The 22,800-nt window shown below is 42.1% G+C and carries 20 protein-coding genes; 13 read left to right on the top strand and 7 right to left on the bottom strand.

Features of this window, described 5'->3' with window-relative positions:
* Positions 1-20 precede the first annotated feature (20 nt).
* On the bottom strand, positions 21-1,580 hold the full coding sequence (locus ACE5CV_RS10695; RefSeq protein ID WP_374950155.1) for a Fic family protein: 1,560 nt from the start codon (positions 1,578-1,580) through the stop codon (positions 21-23).
* A 305-nt stretch (positions 1,581-1,885) separates the two neighbouring features.
* On the opposite strand from ACE5CV_RS10695, the gene ACE5CV_RS10700 reads away from it, so the two are divergent.
* From ACE5CV_RS10700 to ACE5CV_RS10710, 3 genes are all read left to right on the top strand, one after another.
* Complete coding sequence (locus ACE5CV_RS10700) at positions 1,886-2,830, top strand: hypothetical protein (RefSeq protein ID WP_374950156.1); 945 nt, start codon at positions 1,886-1,888, stop codon at positions 2,828-2,830.
* A gap of 238 nt (positions 2,831-3,068) precedes the next feature.
* A complete protein-coding gene (locus ACE5CV_RS10705; protein ID WP_374950157.1) occupies positions 3,069-3,788 on the top strand; it encodes a DUF6088 family protein in 720 nt (239 codons plus the stop codon).
* 1 nt (position 3,789) lies between these two features.
* The gene (locus tag ACE5CV_RS10710) at positions 3,790-4,767 is read left to right on the top strand and encodes a nucleotidyl transferase AbiEii/AbiGii toxin family protein (RefSeq protein ID WP_374950158.1); all 978 of its coding nucleotides are present in this window, start codon (positions 3,790-3,792) and stop codon (positions 4,765-4,767) included.
* Between the two features lie 110 nt (positions 4,768-4,877).
* Here ACE5CV_RS10710 and ACE5CV_RS10715 read toward each other — a convergent pair whose 3' ends face one another.
* Both ACE5CV_RS10715 and ACE5CV_RS10720 read right to left on the bottom strand, forming a co-directional pair.
* Positions 4,878-5,882, bottom strand: coding sequence for a hypothetical protein (locus ACE5CV_RS10715; protein ID WP_374950159.1), 1,005 nt, complete (start codon positions 5,880-5,882; stop codon positions 4,878-4,880).
* Between the two features lie 244 nt (positions 5,883-6,126).
* The gene (locus tag ACE5CV_RS10720) at positions 6,127-7,434 is read right to left on the bottom strand and encodes a phage integrase SAM-like domain-containing protein (RefSeq protein ID WP_374950160.1); all 1,308 of its coding nucleotides are present in this window, start codon (positions 7,432-7,434) and stop codon (positions 6,127-6,129) included.
* Between the two features lie 708 nt (positions 7,435-8,142).
* Between ACE5CV_RS10720 and ACE5CV_RS10725 the strand changes: the two genes are divergently transcribed.
* From ACE5CV_RS10725 to ACE5CV_RS10755, 7 genes are all read left to right on the top strand, one after another.
* Positions 8,143-10,002 carry an ATP-binding protein gene (locus ACE5CV_RS10725; protein ID WP_374950161.1) on the top strand — a complete coding sequence of 620 codons (1,860 nt, stop codon included), beginning with the start codon at positions 8,143-8,145 and terminating at the stop codon, positions 10,000-10,002.
* Between the two features lie 418 nt (positions 10,003-10,420).
* A complete protein-coding gene (locus ACE5CV_RS10730) occupies positions 10,421-11,380 on the top strand; it encodes an NADP-dependent oxidoreductase (protein ID WP_374950162.1) in 960 nt (319 codons plus the stop codon).
* A gap of 11 nt (positions 11,381-11,391) precedes the next feature.
* Positions 11,392-12,300 (top strand): helix-turn-helix domain-containing protein, encoded by a 909-nt coding sequence (locus ACE5CV_RS10735; protein ID WP_374950163.1) that lies wholly within the window; start codon positions 11,392-11,394, stop codon positions 12,298-12,300.
* 33 nt (positions 12,301-12,333) lie between these two features.
* The gene (locus ACE5CV_RS10740) at positions 12,334-12,708 is read left to right on the top strand and encodes a DUF4260 domain-containing protein (RefSeq protein ID WP_374950164.1); all 375 of its coding nucleotides are present in this window, start codon (positions 12,334-12,336) and stop codon (positions 12,706-12,708) included.
* Between the two features lie 274 nt (positions 12,709-12,982).
* Positions 12,983-13,489 (top strand): hypothetical protein, encoded by a 507-nt coding sequence (locus ACE5CV_RS10745; RefSeq protein WP_374950165.1) that lies wholly within the window; start codon positions 12,983-12,985, stop codon positions 13,487-13,489.
* Positions 13,473-14,912, top strand: a complete 1,440-nt coding sequence (locus tag ACE5CV_RS10750; RefSeq protein WP_374950166.1) for an ankyrin repeat domain-containing protein — start codon at positions 13,473-13,475, stop codon at positions 14,910-14,912. The genes ACE5CV_RS10745 and ACE5CV_RS10750 overlap by 17 nt, the downstream gene beginning before the upstream one ends.
* Positions 14,913-14,930: 18 nt before the next feature.
* Positions 14,931-15,908, top strand: a complete 978-nt coding sequence (locus tag ACE5CV_RS10755) for an ankyrin repeat domain-containing protein (protein WP_374950167.1) — start codon at positions 14,931-14,933, stop codon at positions 15,906-15,908.
* A 100-nt stretch (positions 15,909-16,008) separates the two neighbouring features.
* Here the strand turns inward: ACE5CV_RS10755 and ACE5CV_RS10760 are convergent, their stop codons facing one another.
* Positions 16,009-16,314 carry a hypothetical protein gene (locus ACE5CV_RS10760; RefSeq protein WP_374950168.1) on the bottom strand — a complete coding sequence of 102 codons (306 nt, stop codon included), beginning with the start codon at positions 16,312-16,314 and terminating at the stop codon, positions 16,009-16,011.
* A gap of 210 nt (positions 16,315-16,524) precedes the next feature.
* Here ACE5CV_RS10760 and tssD point away from each other — a divergent pair, with 210 nt between their 5' ends.
* The 3 genes from tssD to ACE5CV_RS10775 all read left to right on the top strand — a co-directional run bounded on the left by tssD (position 16,525) and on the right by ACE5CV_RS10775 (position 20,816).
* On the top strand, positions 16,525-17,028 hold the full coding sequence (gene tssD, locus ACE5CV_RS10765) for a type VI secretion system tube protein TssD (RefSeq protein ID WP_374950169.1): 504 nt from the start codon (positions 16,525-16,527) through the stop codon (positions 17,026-17,028).
* Between the two features lie 130 nt (positions 17,029-17,158).
* Positions 17,159-18,187 (top strand): hypothetical protein, encoded by a 1,029-nt coding sequence (locus ACE5CV_RS10770; RefSeq protein WP_374950170.1) that lies wholly within the window; start codon positions 17,159-17,161, stop codon positions 18,185-18,187.
* Positions 18,150-20,816: a hypothetical protein gene (locus tag ACE5CV_RS10775; RefSeq protein WP_374950171.1), complete on the top strand. Its 2,667-nt coding sequence runs from the start codon at positions 18,150-18,152 to the stop codon at positions 20,814-20,816. The genes ACE5CV_RS10770 and ACE5CV_RS10775 overlap by 38 nt, the downstream gene beginning before the upstream one ends.
* A 155-nt stretch (positions 20,817-20,971) precedes the next feature.
* Here the strand turns inward: ACE5CV_RS10775 and ACE5CV_RS10780 are convergent, their stop codons facing one another.
* The 3 genes from ACE5CV_RS10780 to ACE5CV_RS10790 form a co-directional block, all read right to left on the bottom strand.
* Positions 20,972-21,589 carry a M949_RS01915 family surface polysaccharide biosynthesis protein gene (locus ACE5CV_RS10780; RefSeq protein WP_374950172.1) on the bottom strand — a complete coding sequence of 206 codons (618 nt, stop codon included), beginning with the start codon at positions 21,587-21,589 and terminating at the stop codon, positions 20,972-20,974.
* Positions 21,590-21,674: 85 nt separating this feature from the next.
* Entirely contained in the window at positions 21,675-22,136 is a 462-nt protein-coding gene (locus ACE5CV_RS10785) for a hypothetical protein (RefSeq protein ID WP_374950173.1), read from the bottom strand.
* Positions 22,137-22,151: 15 nt separating this feature from the next.
* A partial coding sequence (locus ACE5CV_RS10790) for a hypothetical protein (RefSeq protein WP_374950174.1) occupies positions 22,152-22,800 on the bottom strand: 649 nt, incomplete at its 5' end.

The raw sequence follows: 22,800 nt of genomic DNA on the forward strand, positions 1-22,800 counted from the left end.
TACGATTAAGCTTTGCAGCTTTATTTTTCGGGTAAATGTGCAGATGGTTTTCCCTGCATGGTTTCGCTTACAAGGTGGGCAATGAATTTGGAGAAATGGGAAATGTCTTGCTGTACGCTGGCTTGCTCTAATGCTTTCATATACTCCTGTCGCTTTTCAACTGGGATCACAGTCCAGGGATAGCCACCTGAAGCCAGCATTACATTCAGTAAAAACCTGCCTATCCTTCCATTGCCATCTGAATAAGGGTGAATAAACACAAAAATAAAATGTCCGAGTACTGCACGTATTGCGGCTGATTCCTCCGCTTGCAAAAGTTCAAACAACGCAGGCATAGCATCTCTCATAGCTTCTACACCTAGCGGTACATGTTGTGCTCCTTTGATATAAACCTGGTTTGTTCTGTAACCTGCTAAATCACTTGCTTTAAGCAAACCGGCATTGACGCTGGGGTCGAATAGTTGACGATACCAGCGCTGGTGATCCTTTTCGGTAATATCACCGGCATTCGCGCCTGCTAATATTTTACCAATCGTTTCCTTCACACTTTGAAAAGCCTGGAAGTATCCGCGGGCGGCCATAGCATCTTCCTGCTTTTTGTCAGCTTCATTTCCTTTACTGTCCCATTGCCCTGAACTTACCCGGTTGATCAGCTCAGGGGTGACCTTGTATCGTTCTATTGACAAGGAGTGGTAAGCGTCAGTAACATAAATATCATTCACCTGCCCTAAGTATGCTGCATGATCTTCCTGTATACCCGGTTCTTTTGGAAAATCCTCTATGATCTGTGTGCGCATTTGCTGCCACATCAGTTTTATTCTGTTGACAAAGGGGGAACGTTCCCTTGGCGATAAGTTGATCGGCATTAACGTTTCAAATGGGTCCTCCTCCCGGATATCATAACCTGCCTCTTTCATTGTTTCCATGATCTGGTCTGCTATCTTTTCACGTCCTGTATTCCTGAAAGCACCCGCTAATCGGCCGCCGATGGAGGTATGTCCTTTTTCAAGGAGTATTGTCAGTATCTCAGACGCGTCGCTGATAAGAGAAAGAGCGGTTCTTGTATCGATCGGGTTACTGATAAACATTCCTTTGTTACAGTAGATCAATGAACCTGCCAGGCTGTACATTCTTATACCGTTATCAACTATCGTGACATTTTGATCCGGGAGTTCCAATCGTAAGTTAAAAAGGGAGGTCCCATGTATGAAGGGTGTCGGAATGTTATTTCCTTTTGGTGACCTGATAAATAACTGAAGGGGTACAGATATGTTTCCGGCATGTATTTTTAAAGAATGATCGGCCATCAGGCACCAGGAATCTTTGTATTTGTATTCCAGGAATTTTTTACAAAACTCCCAGTATGAACTATACCAAGATGTAGTATCTCCAGGCATTTCACCAGGATCGGAACTTATATACCAACCTTTTAAAACCTCTTTTATGAAGCCATTCTTTAGCAGTATCTCGCGGTAACTACGATTGGAAATATCACCTGTATATATCGCTACAGTACCTTTATCCTGTAATTCCTTAAGGGCTTTTAAAGCTGCAACAAATCTTTCTCTTGGTGTCGCCATTGTAGTTGGTCTTCTTTAATTACATGCTATTCGTTGTGCACTTATTATTGTTTGATGTTGTGGTAAAGTTATTAAATAATGTTGTGATATTACTATTGTTAATTGTTGTTATTTTATTATTGTTCACTGATGTACTGTTGTTATTGTTTGATGTGCTGCTGTGTTAAGGGATAAATATAAACTGCCGGTTGGATTTGCATCATATATTGCTTCTTTCGTAGTAGGTTCATGCTGATAATTGCGCTGATATTTGTATTTTAGGGTACTCAAAAGGGCGGCTTAGTTACTGTCCCTTTCCTGTTTTTATGGCGAAAGACGCGAAGTATATACCTTTTCCTTTATACCTGATCTCAGGCCTGCCCGGCAACCTTAATGAGATCTTTGATTATGGTATCGGCAAATTCGCCAAAATGGTCGAATTCAGTGATCTGATCACGGTCTATCGTCAGGTGCTTTATGCTTATTACCGCGGGAATTTGCCGGAATCGCTGCTTAATAAGATCAACTTTCTGGCTGAAGAAGAATTTTTTATTCCTGACGAGGACTACAACGGCTTTACGGGTGAAGGTGATGAATTCAACCCGGCTACCGGTATTGATGAATTTTCAGAAGCTGGTGAACGTGATGAAGACTTTCGCCAGGCATGTATCGATTACTGGCAAATGCAGCAGGCTATGAAAATACTCAACCTGAGTGGCGGCGATATCGATACGATGATGGCATCTGCGGCCAGGACGCAACGCGCGATCGATGAATGGGAAAAAAAAGGTGGCCGTGATGTTACGGTCATGATGAGTATATCGATGATGTTTCAGTATTACCAAAGGTCAAAGTCGCCTTATGAGATCGATCTTTTGAGGGCATTTTTGAGTATCAAAAGCATTCTTGGGAATAAAGAACTGGTCGCCACCACCAAAGATTATATTCTGACGCGGATGACAGGTGCCCGCAAAAAAGAGCTTTTGCCGCAGATGCTGAAAAAGCCAGGTATTAAAGCGGTGTATGAAACTTACACTAAACGATACCAGATGGATAAGTTGCTGAGCGAATTACTTGCCAGGGGTTTTATCACCGGTAAACTCGCCTACAACCGCCGCATTTATTTATCAACTCATTTTACAACAGCCGAACTTCCTGAGGCGGTGCACGTTCTTTTAACCAAAAACAACACGAAGATCAAAAGGGACCGCAATAGCGCAATCGAAAATGATGCGCGTAAAAAGTTAAAGGCTTTGATCAAAGCCGGGTGAACAGCAGCTTAATAAGGTAAACATTTACACAACATAAGGACAACATCGCTTCAACAACAATACAACTGCTTTAATAATATAATTTATAATATCTTTTATAAAATTTCAATAAGATAGAGAATAGTGTACAGGCATTATAAAATGCCTGTTATATTTAAAATATATGTCAAGTATTACGTGCGGTTTACTTGACTTTTGAAAGTAAAAAGCTATTTTTGATAAGCGACAAAATAGAAAAATGAAAGTTGCCGAAAAAATTGCGGAAAAAATTGCGGCTTTGCCCGACGGCAGCACTTTCCGTTATCAGGAATTGCCGATAGAACGTGCGGAATATACCGCCGCCGCGAAAGCTATTGAGCGCCTGATAAAAAACGGATTGATCACCCGCGCCTCAACCGGGCTGTTTTATAAGCCAAAGCGAACAGCCTTTGGGGTTCTTAAGCCCGATGAGCAGGAGTTGTTAAAACCCTACCTTTTTTCGGAAGGAAAAAGGATCGCCTACATCACCGGGACACTTTTATATAACCGGCTGGGGCTAACGACCCAAGTACCAAAAAATATAAAGATAGCTACCCGCGATAAACGGCTGGAGCTGACCCTGGGGAATTTAAAAGTAACCTCTATCAAAAGTTACGCAGATATCAGCGATGATAATTATCGTTACCTCGAATACCTTGATGCAATCAAGGATTTTAAAACGATACCTGACCTGAATAAGGAAGCCGCAGTAAAATTGCTGAAAGATGGGATCGGGAAAATGGAAGACCCTAAATTGTTTGTTCGGCTTGCTTTAAATTATCCCCCGCGAGTAAGGGCCTTGGCAGGGGCTATGATGGAGCTTATAAGCCCCTCAGAAGATATTCATTCATTGCGAAAAAGCCTGAACCCGTTAAGCTCATTCGAATTTGGATTAAGTAGTAATTTATTGCCTAACGGCACTACCTGGAATATTACCTGAAATGACATTACATAATAACGCCGAATTGTTTAAGGATGCGATCACCGCGACCGCGCAGCAGATGAAGATCGCCGAGATCTATGTCGAAAAGGATTACTGGGTAACGCTCGCTTTAAAAACTATTTTCGCATCTGAAATCGGAAAGGAAGCCGTTTTTAAAGGTGGAACGGCTTTATCAAAATGTTATAAACTGATCGAGCGGTTCTCAGAGGACATTGACCTTGTCGTATTGCGCCGGGAAGCTGAAACGGATAGCCAACTCAAAACAAAGATCCGGGATCTCAGTAAACTGGTCGGAACGGTTATGCCGGAGATCGAGGTAGAGGGCATAACACGTAAGATGGGGATGAACAGGAAAACCGCTCACACCTATGCAAAAGGGGAATTCAAAGGAGAACTCGGGCAGATCAGGGAACATATCGTTGTTGAAGCGACCTGGTTAGGTAATTTTGAGCCTTACACCAATGCTGAGGTTATCAGCTTTATCGCAGAGATGATGCGCAGCAACGGGCAGGAAGAACTGATCACGGAGTATGGATTAGAGCCTTTCACGGTAAGGGTCTTGACCAAAGAACGAACGATCTGCGAAAAGATAATGAGCCTGGTCCGCTTCTCATACACTGATCAACCCTACGAAGACCTTGCTAATAAGATACGCCATATATATGATATTCATATGTTATTGAAAGATCCTTTGGTTGCCATCTTTTTTGATTCGGATGAATTTGATAAAATGCTGAACACAGTTGGTAAAGATGATATCCTCACCTATAAGAACAATAATGACTGGTTGAGCAGCCCTCCGCAGAAAGCGATCGTATATGCGGAGCCTGAAAAGACCTGGGATGCGATCCGCCAGCCTTACAGGACGACATTCAAAGATCTGGTTACCGGTGTCCTGCCCGAAGAGGAGGAAATGATCATCACCTTAAAACAGGTATCCGAACGGTTAAAAAAAGTTAGCTGGGACGTCTGTTGAATTATTGGGCGGATCAGGCAGGTTCACGCCAAAGTGCATCTTCCTCAAAATTATCAGGATTTAAATAACCCTGCGATCCAACTACCTGCCTTGCGAAACCAATTGATCAGTCAGCCTGATTTACTGGTATTTTCTTTGAACCGGTTTTTAACCAGATAGGGAAGCTTGTCTGATTCATCAATCAGCACTTGTATGTAATCGGCGATATGCTGATGCTCAGCAGCGAAAAGCGATGAGTACCTGGCAATAGGATCGGCACGTTTGTTAGCAATGGCCATTCGTTCCGCAATATCAAATGCTTCTTTAAGAACCTCTCCGGGTTTAAAACCAATTGCCGTTAAATGATGTTCAGCCACGCTTGTTAATATATCAATCACATAGGTGATCCTGATGATGGGATGAGGGTGAATTTTATCCCGGTAATAGATTGGCGTTTCTCCACCCTCCAGAAAAATAAAGAAGGTAAAAATAGAAGCGGTAGCCAGTGCCATTAAACTCGTTATAGTAGACAGTGTTTGCTGTGTTAGTGGCAGCTTTTTCCAATAATCGATCATATGGAAACAAATGAATTGGGCCGCGTCTTGATCTGCATCAAATTCCAGCAGGTGCCTGCGCAGTTCAAATGGCCCAGAAGCATGATGTGCATATTCTTCATCAAAAGCCTGCGCTAAAATATCAGATCGCTGGATGAGATGCGCCCGCTCATGGTAATATGTAAATTGAGTTGCGGCCTGGTACATTAAAAATCCGGGAGGGGTGTCAGGTGGCAATAGGGAGACATACCTTGCCTTTAAAACTGCATCCTGATCAAATGCCTCATTATAGTTATAAAAATGATCGTAGAGCTTTGTGACCAGGCCCAGAAAGACTTCTATTAGGAAATAACCATTACGTTTTTTTGCTCTTGCATTAACCCGTTGGTCGGGGTTAAAATAAAACAACGACGGCTGGATCGCGGCTTCTTTCGAATGGTCCGTCAGGTTGGTCTGACAAAAACTATAATACCTGTCAAATATAATCCCTAACGCCGCACTTCGGTAATCAAAAATTTCTCCATAAGGAATGCCCGCATTTGTTTCCAATTCCTGCATTGCAGCCTCAAATCTGCTATCCATACAATGATGATTTGCGGTAAAGTTATACAAACCAGCAATGAATGCGGTGTATTTAGGTTAGCATAGATCCGATTTATTAAGATAAAAATTAGGCACAAATATCGGCGGGAACCCCAGGGGCATCACCAAGCCGTAATTAATATTATATTGTTTAGGATTATATAAATTACTGCAACAGTTAGTCATTATATCAATTTTACTGCAGTTATATGCAAATTACTGCGATCGGGAAATTGTACCGATCTTATACACGAACTCTTCTTGCAACGCGTTTTGCAGGGTTTGCATTTCGTTTGTTTTTTGTTTCATCAAAATTCATTAGCATGTCTGCCATCTCCTTTTTGGTCTCACTTTGAAAACCGGCCCAATAATTCTGAGTCGTGGCCAGGGTAGTATGTCCTAGTGCTTCCTGTGCGAATTCCATCCCCAATTTTCTTGTTACCTGGGTGGTAAACGAATGCCTGGCTTCCATTGTCCCCTTAATATCCATACCGTTATCATTAGCCAGTTTTTTCATATGCTGATTAATAAAGCGAACGAAGTTTTGATTGGCTTTATGCCGTTCTTTAGCGTCCATACCAGGAGTGAAAACTGGAAAAACATAATCGCTCGGCTTACCTTTTCTATTTCCGTATTTTTCAAATACATCTTTGACATACTCAGTTATCGGTACAATGATCGGTTTAGGGTCTTCTTTGGTCGTCCTTATCGTCTTATGTCTAAGGAATGAGAAATAAGTCCCGTGTAGATCCTTAAATTTTAATTCAGAAATATCACGAATATTCATTCCATTGCACTGGTAACTAAAGAACCAAAAGGCTTTTGCCTTTTTCTGGAAAACATTTCCTTTTACATCTGCATTGAACAGCTTTTTAAGGTCGGGGGCTTCAATCGCTTTTTTAGTATTCTTACCAGTGGGAATCTTATATTTTTTGAATGGGTAGATTTCCCTGTCAATGATACCATCTTCTATGGCTTGATTAAATATCTTCCGGGTAGTACGTAAATAGATTCCAACTGTTGTTCTGCTTCTATCCTGGGCGATCATCCAGTTTTCATATTTGTTTAGGAAATCAGGTGTAATCACGTCAAACGTTATGACCTCGATCGGATTTCTACGGCTGTCATTAATAAATTCCCTTATAGAATTAATGCTACAGAGATAACTGGAAGATGTACCCGTTTGGCCATTTTTATCGAGTTCCTTAATATAGTTGTTGTAGTGATCAATAATATTCGTCAAAGATTGCTTGGTTGCGAACAACATCTTCTCGAATTTTTCAAAAGTAAAGATTTTCAGATCATCAACTACTTCGTTAGCCCTCGCTTCGATTGAGTTAAGTTCGATCTTTAATTCTTTTAGACGATCCCCCTTGGGCTTAGCCGTTTTATAAGAATCATCAAAGTCTTCAGCCGTAACATAAGTGCCGGTATTGAAAAGCCTTTGCCTACCGTAAAACACTTGGATTTTCACAGGGTAAGTACCGTCAGATAACTCTCTTCTAGTATCAAGATATAATGAAATAAGAGCCTTTTTTTCTATCTTTTCCATCTATTCACAAAAATTTGCATACTTTATTTTTCAAATATACGAATTATATGTGTTTTTGATATCATTAAGGCACTTTTTGTCTCTAAAAATTTGCATATTATTTGCATACTTTTAACCAAAACAACAACAAAAAACGACAAATATTGATAAATCAAAAACATTTAAAAAGCTGATTATCAATTTATAATAAAAAAAAGCAAATATCGAAAACTGCTATTTTCTGACTGTTAATCAGAGGGTCCCTGGTTCGAGTCCAGGCTCAGGAGCTTCAAAATCAATGATTTAACCCCACTCCGGCGAGTGGGGTTTTTTGTTTCTCACACATTTTTTGCCTTTTTCGGAGTTTTTGTATTTTTAATTAGTTGGAATTCGTGCCAAACGGAACTTTTTGAAAGCAAAGCTCTTACCACAACACTCTGGGTTAGTCAGATGGTTACTGGTTCAAACCCAATAGATTGAAATAGTACTGCACTTTTAACTTACTAACCGTCTCAAGTCATCCAAAAGCGGGTTGCCGGGCCTTGTGTGATAGTTTTTTACTGTTTATGAGGATTAATTATCGGTTGGTCTTTATCGTCGAATTATCGTCTTTTAACAATAAGTGCATCGCTAGGAAATATTGATTATTGTCAGGTAAGCCACGTTAAGGAAACAGAAACATGTTTTTTTGGTTAATTTAGTGTTCTGATAATCAGTCCCGATTTTACAATGAATTTAACCGACGGAGAAGAATTACAACACATTATAACGCACGCTCCGATTGGGATCTGCATTCTTGATGCTGACACTTTTGTGGCGGAGATGCTTAATGACAAGTTTTTGGAAATTGCAGGCAAACCACGGGAAGCTATTTTAAATAAATGGTATTGGGAACCTTTTGCCGAAGTACGATCATATTATGAAGCGGCCTTAATCGGAGTAAAAGAAACTGGCGAAGCGTATTATGCGGATGAAGTGGAAATGGCGCTCATCCGTCACGGCCGGGAAGAAACGATCTACGTAAAATTTGTTTATGCCCCGGTTAAAGATGGAACAGGTAAAGTTACCAAATTAGCCGTCTGGGTATTGGAAAATACCCGGCAGGTGAGCGAACGCCAAAAAATACAAGCAGCCCGGCTGGCAATGCAGGCGGAGCGCGACCGCTTACATGAATTTTTCATGCAGGCACCAGCGGGCATCTGTGTTCTTAATGGGCCGGAAATGACATTCGAACTGGTCAACCCGCGTTACCAGGAATTATTCCCCGGACGCAAGCTTTTAGGCAAGCCGTTATTTGAAGCGGTGCCGGAAGTACGGGATGCACCTATTTGGGACGTATTGCAAAAGGTGTATCATACAGGTAAAACGTTTGAAGGGAATGATTTACTTATACCGCTGGCCCGTACGCCGGACGGCCCCGTGGAAAACCGCTATTTCAATTTCATATATCAGGCGCGTACAGATATCAATGGTAATATTGACGGAATATTAGTTTTTGTTTATGAAGTTACTGAAAACATAGTTGGTCGGCTGGAATTAAAACAAGCCCAAAATATTTTACAGTTAGCAGTTGATGCCTCTGGTATTGGGATATGGACAGTCGATTTGACAACCGGTATAATGACCCTTACACCGCGAACGCGTGCCATACATGGTATACCGACCGATACGCATCTGACCTTGGAAAAAGCGTCTGAAATGATCGTCGAGGAGTTTCGGGAAAAAGTTATGTCTTCGATTAATGAAGCGATAGTTAATAAATGTGATTTTATTGAAGAGTATTGGCTTCAGCCAATGGACGGCAGTCCACGCCGGTGGTTAAAATCTAACGGCCGTGCCTATTATGACATATCAGGCAAGCCGCTTTATGTTACCGGAGCAATATTTGATTTTACAGAGCAAAAAGCCGACGATACCCGCAAGAACGACTTTATCGGGATGGTGAGCCATGAACTTAAAACTCCGCTAACCTCACTCAACGCAATTATTCAGGTCTTAAATCTGAAATTAAAGTCGCATGAGGATAGTTTCGTACCTGGGGCAGTGGCCAAAGCCAATACGCAGGTCAAGAAAATGACCGGTATGATCAACGGATTCCTTAATATCTCGAGGCTGGAGTCTGGTAAGATAGCGATTGAGAAACGTCGTTTCGATTTGGAAGAATTAATCAGTGAGATTATTGAAGAAACGAAGGTCACTAATCCTTCCCATAATGTTGCGTTTGACAAGAGTGGCAGCGCCCTCATCAATGCAGACCATGATAAAATTGCTTCAGTAATTACGAATCTGATCAGCAATGCGATTAAATATTCTCCAAAAGGTCAAATGTTAACGATCAGATGTGAAGTTAAGGCAGGTAACGTTCAGGTTAGTGTCAAAGATAAAGGAATAGGGATAGCACCGGATGATATGAAAAATATTTTTGACCGCTATTATCGGGTAATTCAAAAAGACACACAGCATATTTCAGGTTTTGGGATCGGACTTTATCTAAGCGCAGAAATTATTGTGCATCACAATGGCAAAATCTGGGCGGAAAGTGAACCTGGTAAAGGTTCTACCTTTTATTTTAGCTTACCTTTAGATTAGAGCCAATTTTGACCGGTGTTATCATTTAACCGCTGATAACCATATAGGCGACAACTGGTAAAACTTACTTCAATCAATTTTTTGCATCATTTACTATGTTGCCAACCCGTTCTAAATGGAATAAGAGTTCCGGCAGGCAATGGGAAACTGGCACCTGCAACAGAGCTGAACTGGCGAATGTTTGCATGATTTTCTGAAGATCACCATGTTTTAGTCACATGTTATGCAGTGCTCAAAAAGCTTTAATGATTTAATTTTCATTAATGACGTTTGAATTCGTCTGATCCCTTAATCGTAATAGTCCATTAAAGTTCCTATAAAATTACATGATCCTTGGAATTTTGGCTAACTGAAAGCGTAGTTCAGCTAAATCCTATTCGTCAATAACGCTGACCTTTGGATTTAAATTTAACAAACCATGAAAGCGATAAGGATCAATGAATTTGGTGGACCAGAGGTCATGAAGATTGAAAATATAGAACGCCCTGTACCGGCACCTGACGAAGTTTTAGTAGAAGTATATGCAAGTGGGGTAAATCCGGTAGACGCGGTGATCAGACAAGGAGAAAACGAAAGCCTGCGTTCGTTTTTAAAATTGCCCATGACCTTAGGTTGGGATGCTGCAGGCATTGTTGTAGAAACCGGCAGTGATGTAATTTTCCTTAAAGCAGGCGATCATGTTTACGGCGTTCCAAACTTCCCCGGCGACGGAAGTTATGCGGAGTATTGCGTTGGCAAGGCAAGTCAATTTGCCATTAAGCCGCAAAGCCTGGATTTTACACAGGCCGCCGGTGTGCCGTTGGCAGCCCTTACCGCATGGACAGGTGTGTTTGGGCATGGGAATCTAAAGCCCGGTCAGCGCATATTTATCCAGGGTGCCTCGGGCGGTGTAGGTGGTTTTGCGGTTCAGTTTGCCAAAGCAAAGGGCGCATATGTAATCGGCATGGCATCTACTGATAACGTGGAATACGTAAAGCAATTGGGCGCTGATGAAGTAATAGATTACAAGAAGCAGCAATATGAAGAACTGCTGCATGATATAGATGTGGTGCTGGAGGCTTCGCCAATTCGAAACAACGGTGAGCGGATAAAAGCTATTAGCGTATTAAAAGAAGGTGGTATATTCGTAAGTGTCAATACCGACTTTCCCTTCAATGATGAATTGACGGAAGCTGCCAAAATTCAAGACGTTAAAGTATCGCTCGCCCCAAACGAACCCAAACAGGAATGGCTGGCAGAAATGGCTGAATTAATTGATGCAAGCAAAGTGCAGGTTTTAATCAATAAAGTGTTTCCTTTGGAAGAAGTTGCCGAGGCGCACCGCCAGATTGCCACCTGGCATGTACGCGGCAGACTGGTTTTGGATGTTAAAAGCTAAAGATTACCTGTATGAAGCATTTTAAATCGATCGCAGAATTTCATCATTTCGTGGGCATACCGGCACCGCTGCATCCGCTCATCAGCGTGGTAGATGTTGCGACAGTGCCACACCGGGAAGTGTTGGAGCCAATGAACATGGCGATGGATTGTTATTCTATTGCTGTAAAACGAATGGTCAATTTTAAAGTGCAATACGGGCAGCGTCCTTTTGATTTTAACGATGGCATTATGTCTTTTATGTCGCCCAACCAGGTATTGAATATTGATGTGAAAGACAAGAGTGAGAAGACAGAAAAGTCAGGATGGGTGATCTACATCCATCCTGATTTTATATGGAACACGGGATTGGCCAAAACGATCCGGCAATATGATTTCTGGGATTATTCTTTAAACGAGTCTTTATTTCTTTCTGAAAAGGAAGAGGGGATAATAAACAGTTTAATTCAAAATATATTTAAAGAATATCAGGGCAATATAGACCGGTTTAGCAAAAGCATTATTATTTCGCACATAGAAGCGCTGCTGAATTATGCCGACCGCTACTATAATCGCCAATTCATTACCCGGGATAAATCGAATCACCAGATACTGGAACAAGTAGAAAACTTACTGGCCGAATACTTCAACAACGACAACCTGTTATCGAAGGGATTGCCTACTGTGGCTTATTTAGCAGATTATTTGAACCTTTCGCCCAAATATTTGAGCAGTCTGCTTAAGGTACTCACTGGTCAAAACACGCAGCAGCATATACATGATAAACTGATTGAAAAAGCCAAGGAGAAATTGTCGACCACAGAATTATCGGTTAGCGAGATTGCTTATGGTTTAGGTTTTGAGCATTTGCCATCCTTTAGCAAGCTCTTCAAAGCCAAAACAAGCCAGTCCCCCTTAGCGTTCAGGACATCATTCAATTAAAATGCACCTATCGACCTAACCTTACAAAAGTCAATGAACCAGGAAAAAGCGATGAGCGTAGCCATCAAAATTGAAGAGGCCGCGATGACTGCAATAGCAATTTATTTTTTATCAAAATATAGTCTCGGACTGCCTATTTGGATCTGGGTGTTATTATTCTTCAGTCCTGACATCTCCATGCTGGGATATTTGGTAAATACCGGTGTAGGCGCATACGCCTATAATTTGTTTCATCACCGCGCTATTGCACTGGTGTTGCTGACTATAGGCTTGCTAATGCACATAGATATGTTGACGTCAATTGGACTTCTCTTATTTGCCCACTCATCATTCGACCGTATGCTTGGGTATGGACTTAAATTCCAGGACGATTTCAAACACACTACTTCAGGCTGGATAGGGAAATAGCAGCAGCTGGTATTTTTATATCCCGCCCAGCCTTAGGAGCCTTGAAAAAGATAATTTTACCCCACTTTAGGGAGTGGGGTTTTTTGGCATAAAACTTCTATTCTTTTCCTGTGAAAAAGCCTTAGTAATTTAACTGTGTATCAGACAAAAGCGTCCATCAGTATAAAACAGTAATCGTTTCCCTATTCCTAATAAGCTTAAACATATCTGTGTTTTTTCAGTTACTTATTGAAAGTTCACCAAAGCAAATCATTCAAATGAGCAATCCTTGAATATGCTATTAGGATCAACGGCCAATAATAACGGCAATTCAAAGGGTACAGAATCTCTGGTTCTTCAGCTCATCTCGCAGCAGCGTTATGCCGAAGTGTATGAACTGCTGAACGATCAGCAAACCACATCAACGGCTTCCCTCTATAATATGGCGCTTTGCCTTCATTGGAGCGGTAATTATCAGGAAGCGCTAAACCGGCTGGACATTATTCGGCTTGCACCGCAACTAAACAACGAAAACAAGCTTAATGCCAATCATGATTACAAGCAGATCAGAAATAAGCAAAACTCAACCGATGACTATTTGCAGGGGATCAGCGAAGCCTATATCAAAAGCTTCCCGGGTTTAGTTTATGATGCTGTTATCCGGCTTAAAACAGACTGCTGGTTACAATTAGGTAACCATCCAAAGGTCCGTGCCATCGCTACGCCAATTGCCCATAAGGGATACAAGAATATTACAGATGCGCTAGAATTAGCCAATACAGCCGATGACAAAAGAATTTAATGAAATCAGGGATGCCTATCAACGCAATATGTTTGCAGCAGAGGGCGATAAAATTGATATGCTAAGCCTTTACAGGCAGTTGCCCGACAGCAGTATTACCAGCGAATACGAGGAAAGCCTTTATCACCTCGCGGCCCGTTTTACCGATGCGGATGCTATCCGGTTTTTGAAAGAAGCAGGTTTAAAACCTGCTGTGGATAAGTATGGAAATACGGCACTGCACGCGCTTACCAATACCCGGTTTGAATTTGACGACCCGAAACTGGAAGAAAAAGCAGACAAAATTTACGACACCGCTCAGGCTTTACTGGATGCAGGCGTAAATCCAAAAAAGAAAAATGATTCGGGTAAACTGGCCTATTTCGAAGCAGGTTTGCTGTACATGTACCCGTTTTTGCAGGCTATGGGTGAGGCTGGCGTAAAAATGGATGTTGCCGAATCGGGAGGCATGAACTTACTGCATGTTATTTGTGATAAATTAGGGAACAGGAAAGATATCAAAGGCGCTATACCTGCGGTTATGAAAACCGTGCGGGTACTGCTTGAAAAAGGTGGTATTGATATTGAAGATAAAGACGTTTTTGACACCACGCCACTCACTTATGCCCAGCGCAGTGGCGTAAAAGAGGTAGCGGCGTTAATTTCGGGCGATGAAAGTGACGTGGCCACCGGCGGAATGACCATCCATGAGGCCGTACTAAACCGGGACGCAACGGCAGTGGAAGCCTTGATCAATGCCGGGGTTGACCTAAACGAAGTAGCTGACCAGTGGAAGCGCACACCGCTCATGCTGGCTTGCGAGTATGCTTCAGAGCCCTTAGTAAAGCTATTGGCCGAAGGTGGTGCCGATGTAAATTTCAAAGCAGGCAACGGCGAAACCGCAGTATATTATTTGCTTACTAAGGCAATGTATAACCTGGGCCGTGGCATGAGCCAAAGCAATGAAGATGTTGTGAAGATGCTGCGCATTTTACTGGCAAACAAGCTGGCTGTAGATGCCGCTGTTGACAATGAAGCTAACACCGCATTGAACCTGATTTGCCAGGCTGATTACTATTTGGCCGATAGGAATGCAAAATTTGCCGAAGAATTAATTGATGCCGGAGCAGATGTTAACCGGCCCAACCAATCAGGCAAAACACCGTTAATGTCATTCGCCGCGCGTGGTAACGAAATGAAGTATGGCATTGCAGAATTATTGCTGGACAATGATGCCGATGTTGCTTACGTGGATCAATTGGGCAATACAGCCTTAATTTATGCTGCCGGAAACGCTGATCACATGTCGGGTAAAAGGATAGTCTCTTTGATTTTGGAAAAAGACAAATCATCTTTAAACATGGTAAACAATGCCGGCCAAACAGCTATGGACGTAGCTATTCAGCAAAACAACGAGGCTGTAGTTAAACAACTTATAAACTAACTAGGTAAGCAGGGTATTATGGACAATATGTTTTTAAATGCATGTAAAAATGCACAAAAAGGAATAGTACAAGCTTTCTTAAAAAAAGGCGGTATTAATGTAGATAAGCGCGATAGTTTGGGCAACACGCCCCTGTATTACGTTTGCAGTAAAGGCGCTAAAGATATTGCCAAATTAGTGATCGATGCCGGGGCCGACGTGAACCTGGCTAACAACAACAGCGAAACCCCCTTGCACATTGCCGCACGCACCGGCAGTAAGGAGCTCATCAAATTGCTTATCGATTCAGGCGCGGATATTAACGCCAGCAACAAGACCGGGCAAACAGCCCTGTTTTATGCAGTGCTGGCTTACAAAACCGAGACGGCCCTTTACCTGATCAGTTTTGGGGCAGATACTTCGGTTAAGGATAATGCCGGTTACAATATACTCGATCATGCCACTGCCAATGGTATGAGGGACTTGATCTCGGCTATCTCAAACGGGCAGGTGGCACAAAAAGATGACTCCGGCAATACCCCACTGCATCAGGCGGTTTATAATAACCGGAGTGAAACAGTACAGGCCCTGCTGAAAACGGATGCATCTAATGTTAACGAGCTTAATAACGATGGTGTCACAGCTTTGGTGCTGGCCGTAAACAATTCAAACATTCATCTGGCCGAACTGCTTTTGAAAAGTGGCTCAGATGTAAACCTGCACCTTTTGAACGGAAATTCAGCCCTGCATTATGCAGCAGGTTTGGGTAATTATCATATAGGGAAATTGCTTCTTAGTGCCGGGGCCGACATTAATTCGCGTAACAGTTTTAGTGAAACGCCGCTGCTTGTAGCGGCACAATGTGGCTTTAATGATTTTACGGCCATGCTGATTGAAAAAGATGCAGACGTAAACGCTGTAGATAACGAAAGCCGCAGTGCCATGGATTTTGCAAGTGAGCGAGGCTATACTGAAATTCTGGAACAATTATTAATGGCAGGCGCCGATGATAAATAAGATATTCTTAGCCAAAGGGGAACCGCTATAACTACCTTTTAACAAGGGAATCTTTCCTTTCAGCAACTTATAGAAGTTGCTAAAAGGTTGGCTGCATTAATTATGAATTTTGTTTGGCCTTAACTTCAGCAATTTTAGCCAGTAGCGGGCCTTTATGTTCCAGGGTAAAAGCAACAAATTTATCTTCTTTTATTGCCAAACGAACTAGCATGGGCAGGAAAGGATAAACTTTACGGGCAAGCATTTCGATCGTTTCGTCGTTCTGCGCAGCGGCTAAGGCTTTATCAGCATAGGGCTCAATTTTAGGCCAATGCTCTTTTATAGTAGGCTCTAAAGAGCTCATGATTTTATTAGATAGATCGCTGTTTTCAGCACCGTTATCTTTACCTGTAAGAGATGATAGCATGATGTTTTTCTTTTGATTGTGTTGATTTCAATGTGTTAACATTCATTCATTCATTAAGTTTCAGCTTCGGTTATATTCTAAATAACATTTGTGCGAGCCGTTTACATGGTCTTTTATCTCCGGATTTATACATAAATATATATATATTGTATTTGCTGGCCGGCCAACAATTACGCTAAATAGTTGTTGTTGAATAACCAAACACAGCATATGAAAAAATTTGCTTTTACTTTAGCACTATTTTTAATTTTCTTTTTAAAAATTGCTTCTGCACAATCAGATGAAAACCGTACGAAGATACAAATGACGGTTACGTTCGGTGGTAAAAGCATCGTAACCGACCTTAACGGAGTCAGCACCTCATTATCCCGCACTTATGAAGAAATGCCCGCTGTTAAAGGTGTTAAGGATTCTGTAAAATATAAGGCTCCTGGTTATGGTTTAAGCGCTTTCTATTTAACCCTCGACGCTAAAAAGATTGGTGAGGATCTGTTACGTGTATTTGCTAAAAAGCAAAACAAGTTTGATGGCACAATAACCGTTATAGACACCTATGGTAAGTACCCCACCCGAACCATCAAATTTAAACAAGCGAGCCTTTACAGCTATTCAGATCAGTTATCTGCAGGCTCTTATAGCGAAAGCTATGGTTCGGCAGCTATCTCTATCAGTTGCCAGGAAGTCTCAATCAATGGAATTGTAATTGAACAATAATATCAACTAGGCAATCGGTTTTGTTAACGTAGTAGCTTGTTGCTATTGATCACAGCGCCCGTAGCGCACAAGTTTGGTTATGAACGCCTGATGAATTGTATGGTTATGTGCTGCCCCTTAAGATAGACAAATGCTTAAACCACGTTGCTGGTTACTCTTATTAATGGTTTTCCCCGGTTTGGTGTCATGCCATAAAAACCGCGTAGTTGATACCTCGTTTTATTATTGGAAAACTGTTTATGAGACCAATACAACAGAAAACCAATACTTAAAAGCTTTAAGGTGCAAAAATATTTACGTGCGGATTATGGATGTAGACCAAGGCGACAACGGTCCTGTACCTGTTTCGCCAATCACCTTTAAAGCGACTTTTTCCGATTCTGTACAGCTTATTCCTGTTGTATTTATTGTTAATGATGTACTCAAAAATCTAACTTCCCATCAGTTGGATGACCTTGCCCTGAAGATTATCTATTACGTTAATGGCCGGATCAGGCCATCTGGCAAAACCTTGTACAACGAACTGCAGATAGATTGCGATTGGACACGTACCACCCGCGATAACTACTTTTATCTGCTTCGGCGGCTTAGGGCGAATGCAAGTCTCAAAAGTAAAAAGTTATCTGCCACGCTGCGCCTGCACCAACTTAAAAATCAACGAAGCAGTGGTATACCTCCGGTTGACCGCGTCATGCTCATGTGTTATAACATGGGCAACCTGCGTAAATACGGCAGTCAGAATTCTATACTGGAACAAAATGAACTGGAGAAATATGCAGGGAATAACCTAAGCGATTACCCCATGCCGGTTGACGTTGGTCTGCCCGTTTTTAGCTGGGCTGTAGTTTTCAGGCACAAGCAATATGCCGGAATCGCTAAAAGATTGCACAACGACAGTTTCACTGATCATAAAACTTTTAAATCGAGCGGCCGCAGCCTGTATACCTCGCAAAAAGACCTGCCGCAATTTGGATTATTGCGCGGTGATGAGATCAGATGGGAAAACCTGTCGGCGGGCCAGTTACTGTCTGCAGCCAATTATATTCAGAAATATATATCGTCAGATACAATAAAAATAATCTATTTTCATTTGGACGAACAGACACTTAAATACTACACCTATGAAGACCTGGAAAAAACTGCTGCTGTATTTCGTTAGCATTACCGGCCTATGCCTGATAAGTGTAGCCATAATCATGGCATGTTCGGACGAGCCCGACCCCTACGATTATTACACCTCTTTCTTTAACCCCGATATCCAGGGTAAGAAAGACTTTGGCGCTTTTTATTTCACCGACTACCAGTTTACTTATGGCACTGAAGAACCGGCAAGCGAAGCCGCTATTAACGCTGCCGAATGGGCGCAATATTTAGGTGGTAAGGTAAAAGCTGCTGACGTAGAAAAAATCATGTATCATCTGGACACCGCTGGCAAAGAAAAGGTTTTTCATTTTTTTGACCAGGACCCGCCGGTAGCAGACAGTTTGGCCAGAAGCAGCTTTTTATGGAGCCTAAAAGACCCGGCACATGATGCCGCCCGGAAATATTACCAGTTTGCCTTACAGGCCGAACTTTTAGGGCAATCCAATTATAACTATTGGGAACCTGCGCCTATAGACACGGCCGGGCTTAAAGACCAGGCTGCAAAAGCGGTACAAGCGGCAACAGAAGAGAGCGACAGCTTTTTAAAGTTGCGGTATTTTTACCAGGCACAAAAATTAAATCACTATGCGGGCAACTATTCAGAGGCTAAAAGTATATATGAACAACATATTGTGAAGACATCTTCATCGAGCCATGTAAAGGGGTGGGCATTGGCATTAAAGGCCGGAGAAGAACGTCGGTTAGGGGATACTATACAGGCCGCCTACCTGTTTTCTAAAGTATTTGCCGGGTATCCCGAAAGACGGTTACAGGCATATCGCAATTACCATTATATCGGTGCCCCATTTGATGACGTGATCAAATTAGCCCAAACTCCCGGTGAAAAGGCTAACCTTTATGCCATGAAAGGTTTTGCCAACCCCGAGATTGAAACCGGCAATTTGGAAAAGGTTTACAATAACGCACCTTCATCATCAATGGTTGGCGTATTGCTGGTAAGAGAAATAAATAAACTTGAGCAGTATTATCTTACCCCGGCACTTTATAACAATTCCGATCAATTTTACAGTCAGTCATTATCAATCGACAACTTGCCGCAGCCAATGCCGATGACAAAAAGATGGCTCCTGTGGTTGGCCGCAGTGATCTTATTTGCAGGATTAGTTATACTGATTGTAGCGTTTAAGAAGCAGGAGGCCAAGCCTGTTTTCAAAATAACTGGTGGTGCGTTGTTATTAGTTGGCGCCATCGGTGTAGTATGGTTCTATGTTGGCAAGTATAAACAAACCGGCGAGGGCAAAGAACGCTTACCGCAAGGCAGTTTTTTTGTGGCCATGCCCGATAGCGTAAAAAAAAAGTATGATGCGCATATTGAAAAGCTAAGAAGTTTTTGCGCGAAGCTTACCAGCGATTCCCGATATTCCGAACCGCAAATAGGGGCTTTAACTAACGCTTACCTGTATTTTATGCAGAATAAGCCGGATGATGGCCTTACAGCCCTTAAAGAATTGGATGGAAAAAGTCTCAATTCCCAAATGGATGATCAAAAGCAGATTGTGAGCATGCTGTTATCTGCACAACGCATTAAACAATACAAAGCGGTTGACGAAGCTTCACTGCTACCTGCTTTACAATGGCTCAAAAACAAGGTTATAGCGGGCAATAAACCTAAAAAAGATGTTTACCCGCCAGAGCCGGATAATATCAATCGGTTTGCGACAACCCAGCGCAATTTCTATACTTATGTTTTAGCGCCGGCTTACCTTCGCCAGGGCGACACTGCGAAAGCAGCGCTGGCAATGCTAAATAGCAATAATGGTAATGTGGCAAACCGCGATTGGTATATCAACAGAGACATACCAGATTTTTGGTTCAACTATCTGCATTCGGCTCAGCTAAATCAAATTATAAACTGGAAAACTCATGCACCTGCAGATAAGTACCTGGCTTTTTTGAGCAATGCGCTAAAGGTTGTAAACATTGATAACCTTAACGAACTATCGGGGACCATTGCCCTGCGCGAGCACAATTACAACGCAGCCGTAACGGCATTCATTAAAATTAAAGACCGTAAAATGATAAATGAACCCTACAACGGGCAGGACTTTTACGGTGATGGTGAAAGTGCCCAGGGCGATCCGTTCATGGTTGAGATCAACGATTACCCTAAATATTTAGATGGCAAGCGCTATACTAAACTTACTTACGCGCAAAAAATGAGAGAATTGGAGAACCAGCTAAAAGCAGACCCACAAAATGCCAACGCGTACTATCAAATGGCTAACGGTTTATATAACACCTCTACCTACGGTAACTCATGGGGCTTAATTTCCCACACCTGGTCGTCTTATGACTTTGGGAGGAAGCTACTTTATTACTATGACGTTGATTACATCAAAGCTTCGAATGCTAAACGATACTACCTTAAAGCGCGTGAGCTGAGCCATGACCCGGAGTTTAAAGCAAAATGTACATTTATGGCAGCCAAGTGTGAGCAAAAGGGACTTGAAGCCCCATCATTTATGGACAATTATAAAACGTATGATAGCCGGGAAAAACAATATTACAAACAGCTGAAACAGAATATCTATTTTAAAGAAATGCAACAGTACAAAACAACAGCATTTTATCAACGGGCAGTGACCGAATGCAGTTACCTGGGCGACTTCATCAAGTCAAATTAGGGCTTGGACTAACCCTAAAATAAATGCGGTTAAGCCGGCAAACGAACAGGTGTTGACTGATGAATAATAGACGCTTCCTGCCTCTTTTGCCATGCAAAGGCGGCAGGAAAACAAACTCAAAAAGTTCAGAAGCGCTTATTTATCAAATTAACATCTTACATAGTTTCCAACACATACTTGTCCCACAGTTTACCGGCGTATATTTTAAAACTGACCGGTGCCTTCTTAAACTCATCGCTGGTAATTACCCCACCATCGTGCTGAATTGCTTTGCCAGCCATAATTTTACCAATGCCTCTTTTAGCATATTTGGTAGTTCCTTCGTGCATAATGATCTTTAATTCGCTCGGGCTTATATCGCCGCGACAGCTAAGCCGGTAAGCAACCCACACCTCGGCTTTTCCGTTTTTATCCAGGTCGGTAATGGATAACGAGGCCGGTATAAAGTTAGCTACCATATCTAAGTTACATTCGGTAACCATATCGTGCAGTTGCCATAATAGTACGGGTGTAACTCCATCTTTTAATTGATAAACGTATCCGTAAAGATGGGCCTGCTTAAAATCATCATCCCCTTTTTGCGGCTGTTCCCCGGTTTGGGTGGTCAAGGCTAAGTAGCTGCCGGTATTATCCTGGTATTTGATGGACTGAACCGGGCGGCCCTGGAAACGTAAGTTTTTTGGCAAGTTTACACTGGCCAACGGTTGCATTTTAATTTGAGCATTTGCCCAGGCATTGATTAACAGTAATATTACAGAAAAGATTGTACGCATATTTTGAAAATAGTATATGAAGTGATTAGATAATTTAGTGCATGCAACCAAACCAGATGTAGGTGCGTTTGGCATAAGCATCAGGTTATAGTTTATTGATGCCGGCTAACTGGGCTTTCATATCGGTTGATTTAACATCAGTTATGGCTGCAACTACTATGTAATAACCTTTTGCAAACCCTTTGTAAGCGTCACTGTACTCAACAGAAATGTAGTTGTCATTAAAGGCATTTCCATCTCCGCGTGCCTGGTAACAAGGGTAACCTAAATCATCTCCACCACCACTTCCAAAGCAATCGGCCTTGCTCATAGTAAGCCCTATCTTCTTATCAGGCGTAAGGCCCCGCAGGTCCAATTTTTTATGCAGGCGCGTAGCTGCCTGTTTGGCCGTGGCCAAAGCACTTTTATAATCTTTAGTGCTTCTTAGGATGATAATGTCTTTGGGTACTTCGGTATTGTATTTATCCTGCGCGGAGGCTTTATTAATGCAACACATGAGCATTAGGCAACTCAACAGGCAAAACGAGGCGATTTTATTAAAATTCATAAGTGTTATATTAAGTTATTTCCACCATTGGCGCTTTTCTTCTGATACGGCAGCTTTATTTGCCGGGCGTAAATCATTGGGTATAGCATCTACAAAACTTTGCCAGCCATATTTTTCATACTGAGGCGGAACTGTAATGCCATCTACATCGCTAAAGTCCGAACCTCGAAGGTTGAAATCACCGTACTGGAGCTTTTGCGTTGATTTGGTACTATGATTTATTAGATTCCCGGTAAAAAAGTTATTACTGTAACCATCAATCCCAAAATCCAAGGTATCATATAGAAGTTGGTTTTGCGTGTTAATGCAAAAATCGGTAGTTAGTTCTCCGTTTATCGTGCCGCTTCCGGCATCCAAACCACTTTCATTTAATACTACACGGCAAACCAGCTTTCCACGTTTATAACCTTTGTATGGGTCCGGAGCGTAAGGATTGTTTCCCGGCTTAAATATTCCGGCCTGGGTCACCGTTATGGTGCCGGTAAAAGACCGTACCTGATTACCTGTGCGTGATTTGCCCTGAACCTGGTAGCGATAAGGATTTGCGGGATCTTTAGCAACAGATGTGTAGTGTATATAAAATCGCTGGTGGTTTTTCCCCAGTGTGCCGTATGGCTCGGGGAACGGCTCGTTTCGCTTAAGGCTGATCAATCTTAAGCGTTCT

The sequence above is a fragment of the Mucilaginibacter sp. genome (assembly GCF_964263795.1).
GTDB lineage: Bacteria > Bacteroidota > Bacteroidia > Sphingobacteriales > Sphingobacteriaceae > Mucilaginibacter.